This window comes from Pseudomonas sp. ADAK2 TE3594 (assembly GCF_053628675.1).
This window is the reverse complement of the sequence record NZ_JBRJGV010000001.1, coordinates 2,172,068-2,186,350: the sequence shown is the minus strand read 5'-3', so window position 1 is coordinate 2,186,350 and position 14,283 is coordinate 2,172,068. Positions and strand designations below refer to the sequence as shown.

The following is a 14,283-nucleotide window of genomic DNA, read 5'->3' as shown; positions in this document are numbered from 1 at the left end:
CTGGGGGTGCAGGCCTATCCTGACTGGGCGTTATCCCTCAATGAGCAGGATTCGTCCGGCCTGATTCAGGAGTGTGAGCAATGTCCAACGAAGTGATCACCACCGTAAAGGTGCAGGCTGCCGCCGACCGCTCGGACGAACTGGGTAAGCAACTGCAAAAGATTGTCGACACCCTGCGCGAACTTCCGGGCTGTGACTCCTATATGGTCGACCGCTGCCCCGAGGACGACACCCGCTGGACAGTCAGCGCCCGCTGGCAATCGGAAGCGGCCATGCAATCGCATTTCAACTGCCCCGAAGTGCAAGGCTTTATCGGCCTGATCGACAGCCGACTGGCCAATGCCGTCGACTTCAACAGCTTTCCAATCGTTTAAAAGCAAGACGCTCTGGTGATGATCGTTCCCACGCTCTGCGTGGGAATGCAGCCAGGGGCGCTCCGCGCCCCAAAAGCGGACGCAGAGCGTCCGGTGAGGCGTTCCCACGCAGAGCATGGGAACGATCAGCGGGTAACGTAGCTTCGGTCATTGGTCCCCTCACCTTCCCGAAAATTGGCCGTTTGATTGCCCGATAGCGCGGCTTACTGTGGTCCCTGACGACTCACCACCCTCAGGTAATCAACCATGAAAACGCTTTGTTTTTTTGCCGCGCCTCTCGCCGCCCTGACGCTGAGCATTTCAGCCCCGACCTTCGCCCACGAAACCGCCCCCTCAGAAAAAGTCACCGTCCTGCAGGACCAGATGCTGAAAAACGCCCCCGGCAAAAAAGCCTTGATGATCGAAGTCGATTACGAGCCGGGCCAATCGTCCATCGCCCATAAACACCAGGGCACGGCCATGGCCTATGTGCTTTCGGGGGAGATCATTTCTCAAGTCAAAGGCGAAAAAGCGATCACCTACAAGGCCGGCGAATTCTGGTACGAACCGGCGGGTTCTGAACATCTGGTCTCGAAAAACGCCAGCGCCACCCAACCCGCCAAGCTGCTGGTGTTCATGGTGTTGGCTCCGGATGAGAAAGTGTTGATTCCTTTGGAAAACTGAGCGCCGTACCTAAAAAAGTCTCGGTGCGGCTGATGGCCTCTTCGCGGGCAAGCCTCGCTCCTACAGGGATTGCGGGTGTCCACAAAATCGGCGTTCAACACGAAACCTGTAGGAGCGAGGCTTGCCCGCGAAGAGGCCCGACCAGACACCACAAAACCTTCAGACAAAAAAAAGCCCCATCTCTTTCGAGACAGGGCTTTCTTCATTCAGCGCCTATCAGGCAGCCGGCTCCAGCTCGGCGTCCGCACTGCTAGTGACAGCCGCAGGCACCACCGCTTGACCGCTCAACGCCAGGTCCAGCAGTTCGCGGTTGGCCACCGCGTACATGGCGTAGTCGGTGCCGCTGGCGGCACGGATTTCCACCAGCATGGCGCGCCAGCGTTCGATCATGCCTTCGTGCTCTTCCATCCACAGCGCCAAGCGTGTTTCCACGTCCTGGGTGCCGTCGCCCTGTTGCAGGACGGAGATGGTGATCGCACGTTGTTGCCAATCGACGTCATCACGGAACGCTTCACGGGCCAGGGCCTGCCAGTTGTTTTCAACCGGCAGGGCGCTGATCTGTTGCAGGTACCAGGTGATGTCCAGCGCGCTGCCCACGGCGAAGTAGGCCTTGGCCACGTCGGCTGCGTTCTGACCGGTCACATCCGAAGCTTCGATGATCGGCAGCAAGGTGTACAGGTGAGTGGTGCCGGCAACCATGCGCGCCAGCAACTCAGGCACGCCAGCAGCGACGTAAGCCTGGTAGCGGGTCTGCCAGCCTTCGCGGGTCGGGCCTTCCAGCAGTTCGTCGAGCTTGAGGCCCAACGCCGCCAGGTGCGGACCGAAGTGCGCGACGTCACGGGCAGCGTTCTGCTCGTTGCGACGGCTGCGCAGGAACCAGCGCGTAGCGCGGCGGCCCAGACGCATCAGCTCGTCCATCAGCTCCAGTTGTACGTCAGCGGAAACCTGGTAGTCCAGGGCTTCGATCTGACGGAACCAGTGCGGGAGGTGGAAGATGTCACGCACGATCACATAGGCACCGGCCACGTTCGCCGGGCTCATGCCGGTCGACTCTTTGAGTCGTTGAACGAAGGTGATGCCCATGTGGTTCACCAGATCGTTGGCGATCTGGGTGCTGACGATTTCGCGCTTCAGACGATGACGGCGCATGGCATCGGAGAACTTGCTGACCAGCGTCGGCGGGAAAGCGGTTTCCATGTCGCGGGTCAGGTAGTCGTCGTCCGGCACCAGGGAGTTGAGCAGCGCTTCCTTGAGGTCGATCTTGCTGTAGGAGATCAGCACCGACAGCTCGGCACGGGTCAGGCCATGGCCCGCTGCGACGCGCTCGTTGATCGCCTCTTCTGCCGGCAGGAACTCGATGGCGCGATCCAGCTTGCCGCGGCCTTCCAGATCGTTCATCAGACGCTTGTATTCGGCAATCCGCGGCAAGGCACGGCGTGCCGCCAGGGACAGGGCCTGAGTCTGCTTGTAGTTGTTGCCGAGCACCAGGTTACCGACTTCATCGGTCATGCTCGCCAGCAACTGGTTACGTTGCTTGTCGGTCATGTCACCGGCATGAACCACTTCGTTCAGCAGGATCTTGATGTTCACTTCGTGGTCGGAGCAGTCCACACCACCGGCGTTGTCGATGAAGTCGGTGTTGGAACCGCCGCCATTGAGGCCGAATTCGACACGACCCAATTGGGTCATACCGAGGTTACCGCCCTCGCCCACGACTTTGCAGCGCAGTTCGTTGCCGTTCACGCGCAGTGCATCGTTGGCCTTGTCGCCGACATCGGCGTGGCTTTCGCTGCTGGCTTTGACGTACGTACCGATACCGCCGTTCCACAACAGGTCTACCGGTGCCTTGAGCAAGGCATTCAGCAGTTCGGTCGGGGTCAGCTTGTCAGCCTGAATGTCGAAGCGCTCTTTCATCTGCGGGGAAATCGCGATGCTTTTTGCGCTGCGCGAGAAGATCCCGCCGCCTTCGGACATGATGCTGGTGTCGTAGTCCGACCAGGCCGAACGCGGCAGATCGAACAGACGTTGACGCTCGGCGAAGCTGTTGGCTGGCTCCGGGTTCGGGTCAATGAAGATGTGCAGGTGGTTGAACGCAGCGACCAGTTGCAGCTTCTCGGACATCAGCAAGCCGTTACCGAACACGTCACCGGCCATATCGCCGACGCCCACTACAGTGATGCTGTCTTCCTGGACATTGATGCCGCGCTCGCGGAAGTGGCGTTGTACGCCGACCCACGCGCCCTTGGCGGTAATGCCCATTTTCTTGTGGTCGTAACCAGCCGAGCCACCGGACGCAAAGGCGTCACCGAGCCAGAAGCCGTAGTCGATGGCGATGCCGTTGGCGATGTCGGAGAAGGTTGCAGTGCCCTTGTCCGCCGCCACCACCAGGTACGGGTCATCGTCGTCATGACGCACGACGTTGGCCGGCGGTACCAGCGCGCCGTCTTTCAGGTTATCGGTGATGTCCAACAGGCCCGAGATGAAGATGCGGTAGCAGGCGATGCCCTCGGCCGCGATCTCGTCACGGCTGCCGCCCAGTGGCAGGCGACGCGGCAGGAAGCCACCCTTCGCACCCACCGGCACGATGACCGAGTTCTTCACTTGCTGGGCTTTTACCAGACCGAGGACTTCAGTACGGAAGTCTTCTTCACGGTCGGACCAGCGCAGACCACCGCGAGCAACGTTGCCGAAGCGCAGGTGCACGCCTTCGACGCGAGGCGAGTAAACGAAGATTTCGAACTTCGGAACCGGCTTCGGCAGCTCTGGAATCTGGTGCGGGTTGAACTTGAAGCTGAAGTAGGACTTGTTCTGACCGTGGGCGTCGGTCTGGTAGAAGTTGGTCCGCAGGGTGGCCTTGATCAGGTCCAGGTAGCGACGCAGGATACGGTCTTCGTTCAACACCTGGACGTCGTCCAGTGCGCTCAGGATCGCGTGTTCCAGACGTTGCTGCTTGTCTTCCAGATCGTCAGTACCGAGCTTGCGGGCCAGGTAGAAACGGGTTTTGAACAACCGGGTCAACTCGCGAGCGATGTCGGTGTGGTTGTTCAGGGTGCTGGCGATGTAACCCAGGTCGAAGCCCAGGCGGATCTGCTTCATGTAACGGGCGTAGGCACGCAGCAGCGCGACATCGCGCCATGGCAGGCCGGCGGTCAGCACCAGGCGGTTGAACGCATCGTTCTCGGCATCGCCGCGCACGATGTGGACGAAAGCGTCCTGCAAGGTGTCGTTGAGTTGCTGGATGTCGAGTTCCAGGCCTTCAGCGGCGGTGAACGCGAAGTCGTGAATCCAGAATTCGCGGCCGCTGTTGTGGCGCAGGCGATATGGGAATTCACCCAGCACGCGCAGGCCGAGGTTTTCCAGGATCGGCAACACGTCGGACAACGCCAGCGGGGTATCGGCGTGATACAGCTTGCAGTGCAGCTCGCGCTGACCGGAGACCTGACCCAGTGGCTGATAGAAGCTCATCACCAGCGGATTGGATTCTTTCAGGCTCAGCAGGTGCTGCATGTCGACCACAGCCGAATGCGCAGCGAAACGCTCGCGGTAACCGGCCGGGAAGCCTTTCGGGAAGTCGGCCAGCACGTTGGTGCCCTGGGCTTCGCCGAAGCTCTCGACCACCAGGCTCGCGTAGTCGTCCTGCCAGCTGCGGCAGGCCTGTACCACTTCTTTTTCCAGCAGAACCGGGTCGATGTCCAGACGGTTCTTCGGGTCGACCCGCAGAATCAGTTGCACACGGGCCAGCACAGACTCGGAGAAGAAGGTCCAGAACTCGCAGTCCGAGGCTTTCAGGCGATCCATCAGCACTTGCTGGATCTTCTGGCGCACTTCGGTGGAGTAGATGTCGCGCGGCACGTACGCCAGGCAGTAGCAGAAGCGGCCGTACGGATCTTTGCGCAGGAACACGCGGATCTTGTTGCGTTCCTGGATCTGCACGATCGACATCACGGTGGTGAACAACTCGTCCACCGGGGTCTGGAACAAGTCGTCGCGCGGCAGTACTTCGAGTACCTGGGCCAGTTCCTTGCCCAGGTGAGCCTTGGCCTGGAAGCCCGAGCGCTGTTCGATGATCTCGACCTTGCGACGGATGTAAGGAATGACCCGCACGCTTTCGCCATACACCGACGAGGTGTACAGGCCCATGAAGCGGCATTCCTTGATGACTTTGCCATCGGCATCGATCTGACGGATCGAAACGTAATCCGGATAAGCCGGACGGTGGACACGGCTTGGGTGTGCAGCCTTGGCGAACGACAGCGGCGTCGGTTCGCGCAGGTAGTTGACGGCGTAGTCTTCGATGCGCAGATCGTCGACGGTCAGGCCGGCACGCAGCAGTTTGGTCAGGCCAAGGAACGAGTTCTGGTCATATTCGATGTGACCGCCGTTCTGATCCTCGCCCACCACGAATTCTTCGTAGCCCAGGAATGTGAAGTGGTTGCCCACCAGCCATTCCAGGAAGCTCTTGATTTCGGTCTTTTCGTCGGCGTTGATGATGAACTGGCTGTTGTCGATGCCTTCGATCAGCTGCTGGACCTTGGCTTTCATCGGTTCGAAATCGGCGACCGCGACGCGGACTTCACCGAGAACCTGCTCCAGCTCTTTGGTCAGGACGTTCAGTTCGGCCGTGTTGGCGCAACGGTCGATTTCCAGGTACATCAGCGATTCTTGCAGAATGCCTTCGCCCTGGGTGCCTTTGGGCAGGATTTCCAGCAGCTCGCCCTTGCTGCCGCGACGCACGCTCAGCACAGTGGTTTGCAGGGTATGAATGCTGTAGCCGCGACGGTTCAGCTCGGTGCGCACCGAGTCCACCAGGAACGGCAGATCGTGGTGCAGCACTTCGACCGCGGTGTGGGTCGACTGCCAGCCGTGGCGTTCGTAATCCGGGTTGTAGACGCGCACTTGCGGATGCGCGTGATCGAAGCGCTCAAGCAGGCGCCACGCAGAAAGGGTGCAGCCGGCGAGGTCGGACAGCCGACGCTGGGTCAGCTCGTCCAGGGAAATGATGCCGAAGAATTGTTCGGCGAACAGCGCCACTTGTGGCAGTGCCTGTTCACTGATGTGCTGCGCCAGTGCCGCTTGCAGTTGGTGCTGGAAGTCGGCTTTGCTGGCTGCGGTGAAGAACGCCATCTGTGGTACTCCGCTTGGGCTTGTTATTGATGGAAGCGTCGCGTGCAAACCCCTTTCGGGGCAATCCGTCACCCTGTTCCTGATTCTCGGGCAGAGGAAACAGGATGACAGGTGGGTGAAGCTGGACGAGACACTCAGGTCACATTCACCTTCCATTGAATAGGCATCTGCAAAAACGACTGCCAAGGCAACAGGCAATGCCTTTACGGGTGCTCATCCGTTGCGCAGCTTAACGAGTGCGGCAAGGGCTGTGCTTGCAGCGCTGCGACATATTCGGTCAACGGTACGCAGCGCGCGGCATAAGCCTTGAACAACACTAGCAGCCGTGTAGCAAAATGGACGTTTTATGCCCGGTTTCACGGTACATGCGTGCCAAAAATGACCAGTGACACCCCGAATGTTCACGACACATCTTCTGACACTCAGCCGAGCAGAAATTCCCCAAGGCTGGCAGAATTGCTTTTTGTAACGTTCACCACGCTCGCCGAGCCAGGATTTTCCCCATGCAAATGACAACTGACCTCTTGATCGTCAACCCGTGCGACGAAGAAGAAGACAACTTGGCCATGCTCTGCTGCAACAGCGCCGAGGGCGAAATGTTCCTGATGAGCCGCTTTCCGGACGAGGATGAGCTGGAGATCATCTTCCACGACAAGCCCTCGGCCCTCAACGGTGTGAAAGTCACCCTCAGCCCTGACCGCCTGCTGATCGAAATCGCCGCCGCGGACGCCGATGTGCTCGATGGCGAAGATTCGCTGGAAATCCTGCACAGCACCGATGCGCAGGACCTGGCTGAGGTGGAAGAAACCTTGCAGAACATTCTCAAGGGGACTGGTACTTACATCAGTGAGCTCTGATGGTGTTTGAGCTGGCGCCTTCGCGGGCAAGCCTCGCTCCTACAGGTTTTGAGTCGACACAATATCGCGGCGCCTCGATACCTGTAGGAGCGAGGCTTGCCCGCGAAGGCGTCCAAAAGAACACCGCAATACCCACCCCCTACAAATTTCCAACAATTTAGCCCATCAATTCCCGCACTTTGCACAAAATGCCGTTAGTCGCCGCCCCCCGCGATGGATTAAAGTAACGCCCCCAGCCCTGGCGTTATTCGAACGTCTTCGGTCACCCTTTCCAGGAACAGTCATCGATGGAACATCGTGAAGCGCTGCTCGCGCTGCGAACCTTTCTTTTCAACGCAGATTCTCGGCCAGGAAAAACTCATCGAGCGCTTGCTCATCGCCTTGCTCGCCGACGGCCACATGCTGGTCGAGGGCGCCCCGGGGTTGGCCAAGACCAAAGCCATCAAAGAGCTCGCCGAAGGCATCGAAGCACAGTTCCATCGCATCCAGTTCACCCCCGACCTGCTGCCGGCCGACATCACTGGCACAGAAATCTATCGCCCGGAAACCGGCAGCTTCGTGTTCCAGCAAGGCCCGATTTTCCACAATCTGGTGCTGGCGGACGAAATCAACCGTGCCCCGGCCAAGGTTCAGTCGGCCCTGCTTGAAGCCATGGGCGAACGCCAGGTCAGTGTCGGGCGCAGCACCTACGACCTGTCGCCGCTGTTTCTGGTCATGGCCACGCAAAACCCCATCGAGCAGGAGGGCACCTACCCGCTGCCCGAAGCCCAGCTCGACCGTTTCCTGATGCACGTGAAAATCGGTTTCCCTGACGCCGCCGTCGAGCGCCGGATTCTGCAACAGGCTCGCGGCGAAGCGCTGCACGGCGAAACCAAACCCGAACGCCGGGTCAGCCAGCAGGCGATCTTCGCCGCGCGCAAGGAAATCCTCGGGTTGTACATGGCCGACGCCGTGGAGGAATACCTGGTGCAACTGGTCATGGCCACACGCACGCCGGCCAAGTTCGACCCTGAAATGGCCGAATGGATCGCCTACGGCGCCAGCCCCCGTGGCTCCATTGCCCTGGACCGTTGCGCCCGGGCCCACGCCTGGCTGGCCGGTCGCGACTTCGTCAGCCCGGAAGACATTCAGGCGGTGCTGTTCGATGTGTTGCGCCACCGCATCATTCTTTCCTTTGAAGCCGAAGCCGCTGGCATCGACCAGGACCGGGTGGTCCAGCGGATTCTCGACGTCGTAGCTGTCGCTTGACCCCGATGAACGCCATCCTGCCGCCCGAGCCGGGCATCCGCGTCAGCCTCGCCGAGCTGATCGAGATGCGCCATCGCGTGCGTGAAGTGCAGCTGTTCTCCACGCCGAGCCAGCGCAGCCCGCTGATCGGCCTGCACCACTCCAAACTGCGCGGGCGCGGGGTGGACTTCGATCAGGTGCGGGTGTATCAGGCCGGTGATGACGTGCGAAGCATCGACTGGCGCGTCACCGCCCGGACCCAGGAACCTCATACCAAGCTGTTCCACGAAGAACGCGAGCGGCCGATTTTCATCATGGTCGAACAGAGCCGCCGGCTGTTTTTCGGCTCGGGGCTGATGTTCAAATCGGTGCTTGCTGCCCAGGCGGCGAGCCTGATTGGCTGGGCCGCGCTGGGCCACAACGACCGGGTCGGCGGGCTGGTGTTCGGCGACGACGAGCACTACGAAATCAAACCGCGACGCAGCAAGCAGAGCCTGCTGCAATTGCTCAACCGACTGGTGCGGGTCAATCAGTCGCTGCACACCGAACGTGAGCCCGACCGCGACGCCTTCGGCATTGCCTTGCGTCGCGCCCGGGAAGTATTGCGCCCCGGCAGCCTGGTGATCGTGATCTGCGACGAACGCGCCCTGTCCGACGGCGCCGAGCAGCAGTTGAGCCTGTTGTCGCGTCATTGCGACCTGTTGCTGCTACCCGTGTCCGATCCGCTGGATCACGCCCTGCCCGCTGCCGGGCTTTTACGCTTTGCGGAACGGGGGGCACAGCTGGAACTCGACACATTGAATTTCGACTTGCGCCAGGCTTATCGCGCACAAGCTGAAGCACGTATCGCCCGCTGGGAGCTACTGGCGCAAAAGTTGCGGGTATTGCTGATGCCTTTGAGCACCCAAAGCGAAATGGTCGAGCAACTGCGCGAATACCTCAATCCTCAACGTCCGGGGAAAGGTCGATGAGCAGCCTCGATCAACTGCAACCGCTGATTTCCCCGCCACCGATCGGCTTCTGGCCGCCGGCGCCGGGCTGGTGGCTGCTGCTGTTGTTGCTGCCATTGATCGGTTTCGGCCTGTGGCAGTTGCGCCGTTTCATCTCGAACAAGCGCCCTGTCGTGCGCGCCGAACAACCGCTGGACCCTGTGCGTCTCGCTGCGCTGGCTGAACTTGCCCGGATGCCCAAACCCTACGACGGCGCCCCGGCCGGTGCCTGGCTGCAGCAACTCAACGGCTTGCTCAAACGCCTGTGTCGCAACCATTACCCCTACAGCCAGAGCCACACCCTTAACGGTCGCAAATGGCTGGCGTTCCTCGATAACCGCTGCCCGGCCGCCGGCCTCACGCGCTGGATGGTGCTGGTGGAAGGCGCCTACAAACCCGAATGCAAACTCGACGACAAGGCCATCGCCGGCCTGACTCAAGCCGTCGACACCTGGATTCGCAAACATGTTTGAGTTCGCCTGGCCGTGGATCTTCGCCCTGCTGCCACTGCCCTGGCTGATGCGGGTGCTGCTGCCGGTGGCCGACAGTGGCGAACCGGCGCTTAAAGTCAGCTTCCTCAGCGACCTCGAAGGCCTCGCTCGCCGCCGTGCCCGGGCGAATCTGCCAGCGTGGCGTCAGCAAGCACCGTTCATTCTGCTGTGGCTGTTACTGCTGATCGCCGCCGCGCGCCCGCAATGGCTCGGCGAACCCCTGCCGGTTGCCGCCAGTGGTCGCGATCTGCTGGTGGCGGTGGACGTGTCCGGTTCAATGGATTTCCCCGACATGCAGTGGCAGGACGAAGACGTCAGCCGACTGACGCTGGTGCAGCATTTGCTGGGTGACTTTCTTGAAAGTCGCGACGGCGACCGGGTCGGGTTGATCCTGTTCGGCAGCCAGGCCTATTTGCAAGCACCGCTGACCTTCGACCGGCACACCGTTCGCGTGTGGCTCGACGAAGCGCGAATCGGCATCGCCGGCAAAAACACCGCCATCGGCGACGCGATTGGCCTGGCCCTTAAACGTCTGCGCCAACGCCCGGCACAAAGCCGTGTGCTGATTCTGGTCACCGATGGCGCCAACAACGGCGGCGAGATCGATCCGCTGACCGCCGCCCGACTGGCGGCCAACGAAGGCGTGAAAATCTACCCGATAGGTATCGGCGCCGACCCGGAACAAAGCGGCACCCTGGGATTCCTCGGCATCAACCCGAGCCTGGACCTCGACGAACCGGCCTTGAAAGCCATCGCCCAAGCCACCGGCGGCCAATACTTCCGCGCCCGCGACGGCGAGGAATTGCAAGCGATCAAAAGCACCCTCGACAAACTGGAGCCGGTGACCCAGCAACCCACTCAGGCCCGCCCGGCCCAAGCGTTGTATCACTGGCCTTTGGCGATGGCGCTGCTGTTGAGCATGCTGCTGGTAATCCGCGAGCGCTGGCCGGATAACCCGTTGCAACGGCTGTTTAGCAAGGAGCTGTTTACCAAAGAGCGGTTTCTGCAAACGCAACTGCCCGACTGGCGTCAGCGGCTCAAACGCCTGCGCCTGCGGAGGCGCCGATGATTGCGCTCTGGCCGCACTGGTTCCGCCCCTGGTGGCTGCTGCTGTTGCCGTTGCTGGGCTGGTTGCTCTGGCAACTCTGGCATCGACAGAAACGCGCTGGCCGCTGGCAAATGATTCTGCCGCCGGCCTTCCATGCCGCGTTGCTCAGTGGTGGCAGCGGTCGCGAAAGCAAACTGCCGTGGGTCGCCCTGGGCCTGGCCTGGGTGCTGACCGTTCTGGCCCTGCTAGGGCCGAGCTTTCAGCGCGTCGAACAAACCAGCCAGAAACCCGCCGACCCGCTGGTGGTGTTGCTTGAGCTGACCCCGGAAATGCTCGCCACCGATAGTGCGCCAAACAGGCTGGAACAAGCCCGGCGCAAACTGTTCGATCTGCTGCAAAATCGCAGCGACGCGCAGACAGCAATCATTGTCTACGCCGGCAGCGCCCACACCTTGGTGCCGCTGTCGGATGACCTGTCGACCAGCCGCAATCTGGTGGACGCGCTCAAGCCGTCGCTGATGCCCCAAGCCGGTCATCGTGCCGATCTGGCAGTGGCCAAGGCCCTTGCGCTGCTGGATCAGGGCGCACTCGGTCAAGGTCGGATCCTGCTGATCGGTTCGTCGCTGACGGAACAGGAACGCCAAGGGATTCGTCAGGCGCTGGATGACAAGTCCACGCAATTTCTGATGCTCGGTATCGGCACCGCCGAAGGGGCGCCGGTCGCGCAGGACGACGGCAGTTTCCTCAAGGATGACCTGGGCGCCATTCTGGTGCCCCGTCTGGACGGCCCCAGCCTCAAAGCCTTTGCCAACGGCCTGGGCGGACGGTATCGCCAGGCGCGTCTGGACGATGCCGACCTGCGCGGCCTTGGCCTGCTCGATGGCCCACGGGATCTGCGCAGCGACGGCCAGACATTGCGTCTCGACACCTGGGTCGATCAGGGCTATTGGCTGCTGCTACCACTGTTATTACTGGCCGCCTGTGCCGGGCGCCGTGGTTGGCTGTTCTGCCTGCCGCTGTTGTTCATGCTGCCGCAACCGAGTTACGCCTTCGATTTCGAAGACTTGTGGCTGCGTCCCGATCAGCAAGGCCTGCATTTGCTCAAACAAAAGCGCCCGGCCGAGGCTGCGCAGCATTTCGAAGACCCGCAGTGGCAAGGTGTGGCGCTCTATGAAGCCGGCGACTACAGTGGCGCCGCCCAGCGGTTTACCCAAGGCACCGATGCCCACGCCCACTACAATCGGGGTAACGCCCTGGCCAAGAGCGGTGAGCTGGAAGCAGCGCTGGATGCTTACGATCAAGCGCTTGAACGTCAACCGGATCTGCGCCCGGCCCTGACCAACAAGGCATTGGTGGAAAGCCTGCTCAAGCAGAAAACCTCAGCGCCGCCCGTCGAGCCGGACAAAACCGCCGATGGCAAAACCGAAACCATCACCCAGGAACCGCCGCCGGGCAGCGCCACCCAACCCAGCAATGGCGAGCCGAAAACCGACGCCGAGCAAACCACCCCGGACGCCGAGCAGCCGCCCACGACGCCACCACAACCGGGCGCCAATGAAGTCCCGGGCAGCGAGTTGGGCGATGAGCAAAGCACCACGCCACCGCGACGCCCGGCCAGCGACATGATTGAAGGCGAACAGCGCCAGGCGCTGGAGCAATGGCTGCGCAAGATCCCGGATGACCCCGGCGAACTGCTCAGACGTAAATTCTGGTACGAACAGCAACAACATCAGGATCAGGAAAAAACTCGATGACCCGCTTCACCGCCTTCTTGCTCGCATTGTTGCCCACCCTGTTGCTCTGCACCGTTCAGGCCCAGGCTGCGGAGCTGGTCGCCAGCGTCGATCGCAGCCGTCTGAATTCCGGCGAGACGGTCGAACTGACCCTGGAAACCAGCGACGTAACCCAGTTCGGCAAACCCGACCTGTCCCCGCTGGAGCCGCTGTTCGAAGTGCGCGGCACCCGCCAGGTCAACCAACTGAACACCCTCAACGGCAACACTCAGGCGACCACGCGCTGGATCATCACCCTGCTGCCCCGGCAAAACGGCAGCGTGGTGATTCCGTCGCTGCAACTGGGCGACGTCCAGAGCCAGCCGATTACCGTGCAGGTGATCGAGAGCGAAACCCAGGACAGCAGCAACACACTGGCGCCGGTGTTCATCGAAGCCAGCCTCGACCAGAACAGCGTCTATGTGCAGGCTCAGGCGATCCTGACCTTGCGCATCTACCATTCGGTGTCGCTGTACGACGACAGCAGCCTGACCCCGTTGCAGATTCCCGATGCGCGCATCGAACAGCTGGGCGAGTCGCGCACCTACGAAAAAGTCATCAACGGATTGCGCCATGGCGTGATCGAAATGCGTTACGCGATCTACCCGCAGCACAGCGGTGAATTGACCATTCCGGCGCAGATGTTCAGTGCCACGCCGGTCGATACCCGGCCGTCCCAGGACGCAACACCTCAAGGACCGAAACCGGGCAAGCAGATGCGCGTCAAATCTGCCGAGATCCCGCTGACGGTCAAGGCCAAACCCGGCACGTATCCGGCCGATGTGCCCTGGCTGCCGGCCCGCAGCCTGAGCCTGAGCGAAAGCTGGAGCCCGGAACCGGATCATTTGCAGGTCGGCGACTCGCTGACCCGCAGCTTGACCCTGAACGCCGAAGGCCTCGCCAGTTCGCAACTGCCACCGTTGCCCGCCACCGAGATCAACGGCCTGCGGCGCTACCCGGATCAACCTGTGCTGGGCAACCAGAGCAGCGAGCGCGGCTTGATCGGCAGTCGCGAGGACCGTGAAGCCCTGGTGCCGACCCGCACCGGCAACATTGACTTGCCGAGCGTTGAAGTGGTCTGGTGGAACACCTTCGAGGATCACCTGGAACACAGCAGCCTGCCAGCCCGCACGCTGCAAGTGGCGAGCAATCCGAGCCTGATCGTCGATACCCCGGCGGGCAGCCCGCAGGCCATCTCCGGCGCCAACAACGAAGCCCTCTGGTGGTGGAAGCTCAGCACCGTGATTCTGGCCTGCACCACGCTGCTGGGCTTCGGTCTGTGGTGGCGCGCCCGCTCGCAACCGGCGGTCCTGCGGGCGGCGCAGACCGGCCCGAGCCCACGCACCTTGCTCGACGACCTCAAACGCACCTGTCAGGCCAACGACTCCCACGCCACCCGCCAGGCCCTCGACGCCTGGGCCCGACAACAACCGGAAACCCTGGCCGACATGGCGGCGCGTTTTGTGCCGCTGTCCGATGCACTGGACGGCCTGAACGGCGCGCTGTACAGCGAAACCGGTCAGTACTGGCAGGGCGAGGATCTGTGGCGCGCGATTCGGGCGATCCCGACGGCCGAGGGGGTTCAGGATCTGGTTGGTGATACGGGGTTGCCGCCGCTGTATCCGAAATAGAATCAAAAGATCGCAGCCTCCTGCCGAGGCACACCAATCCCCTGTAGGAGCGAGGCTTGCCCGCGAAGAACGATGACTCGATGCATCTGTTAGACCGCGTCATCGTT

The 14,283-nt window shown here is 61.6% G+C and carries 9 protein-coding genes and 1 pseudogene; 9 read left to right on the top strand and 1 reads right to left on the bottom strand.

Translation table 11 applies throughout. The features are described from left to right. The first annotated feature begins 80 nt into the window (after nucleotides 1–80). Together AB7M22_RS10050 and AB7M22_RS10045 are read left to right on the top strand one after the other, a co-directional pair. Nucleotides 81–374, top strand: coding sequence for an antibiotic biosynthesis monooxygenase family protein (locus AB7M22_RS10050; RefSeq protein ID WP_454186142.1), 294 nt, complete (start codon nucleotides 81–83; stop codon nucleotides 372–374). Between the two features lie 246 nt (nucleotides 375–620). Next, nucleotides 621–1,037, top strand: coding sequence for a cupin domain-containing protein (locus tag AB7M22_RS10045; protein WP_427628041.1), 417 nt, complete (start codon nucleotides 621–623; stop codon nucleotides 1,035–1,037). A gap of 216 nt (nucleotides 1,038–1,253) precedes the next feature. Here the strand turns inward: AB7M22_RS10045 and AB7M22_RS10040 are convergent, their stop codons facing one another. Further along, nucleotides 1,254–6,161, bottom strand: coding sequence for an NAD-glutamate dehydrogenase (locus tag AB7M22_RS10040; protein ID WP_454186141.1), 4,908 nt, complete (start codon nucleotides 6,159–6,161; stop codon nucleotides 1,254–1,256). Nucleotides 6,162–6,664: 503 nt separating this feature from the next. Between AB7M22_RS10040 and AB7M22_RS10035 the strand changes: the two genes are divergently transcribed. From AB7M22_RS10035 to AB7M22_RS10005, 7 genes and pseudogenes are all read left to right on the top strand, one after another. After that, nucleotides 6,665–7,018 (top strand): hypothetical protein, encoded by a 354-nt coding sequence (locus AB7M22_RS10035; RefSeq protein ID WP_008067938.1) that lies wholly within the window; start codon nucleotides 6,665–6,667, stop codon nucleotides 7,016–7,018. 287 nt (nucleotides 7,019–7,305) lie between these two features. After that, nucleotides 7,306–8,266, top strand: a pseudogene (locus AB7M22_RS10030) (AAA family ATPase). 5 nt (nucleotides 8,267–8,271) lie between these two features. Then, a complete protein-coding gene (locus AB7M22_RS10025) occupies nucleotides 8,272–9,216 on the top strand; it encodes a DUF58 domain-containing protein (protein ID WP_454186140.1) in 945 nt (314 codons plus the stop codon). Further along, complete coding sequence (locus AB7M22_RS10020) at nucleotides 9,213–9,707, top strand: DUF4381 domain-containing protein (protein ID WP_454186139.1); 495 nt, start codon at nucleotides 9,213–9,215, stop codon at nucleotides 9,705–9,707. Before AB7M22_RS10025 ends, AB7M22_RS10020 begins: the two co-directional genes overlap by 4 nt. Further along, complete coding sequence (locus AB7M22_RS10015) at nucleotides 9,700–10,794, top strand: vWA domain-containing protein (RefSeq protein WP_454186138.1); 1,095 nt, start codon at nucleotides 9,700–9,702, stop codon at nucleotides 10,792–10,794. The genes AB7M22_RS10020 and AB7M22_RS10015 overlap by 8 nt, the downstream gene beginning before the upstream one ends. Next, the gene (locus AB7M22_RS10010; protein ID WP_454186137.1) at nucleotides 10,791–12,527 is read left to right on the top strand and encodes a tetratricopeptide repeat protein; all 1,737 of its coding nucleotides are present in this window, start codon (nucleotides 10,791–10,793) and stop codon (nucleotides 12,525–12,527) included. Before AB7M22_RS10015 ends, AB7M22_RS10010 begins: the two co-directional genes overlap by 4 nt. Next, nucleotides 12,524–14,176 carry a BatD family protein gene (locus AB7M22_RS10005; protein WP_454186136.1) on the top strand — a complete coding sequence of 551 codons (1,653 nt, stop codon included), beginning with the start codon at nucleotides 12,524–12,526 and terminating at the stop codon, nucleotides 14,174–14,176. The genes AB7M22_RS10010 and AB7M22_RS10005 overlap by 4 nt, the downstream gene beginning before the upstream one ends. Nucleotides 14,177–14,283 lie beyond the last annotated feature (107 nt).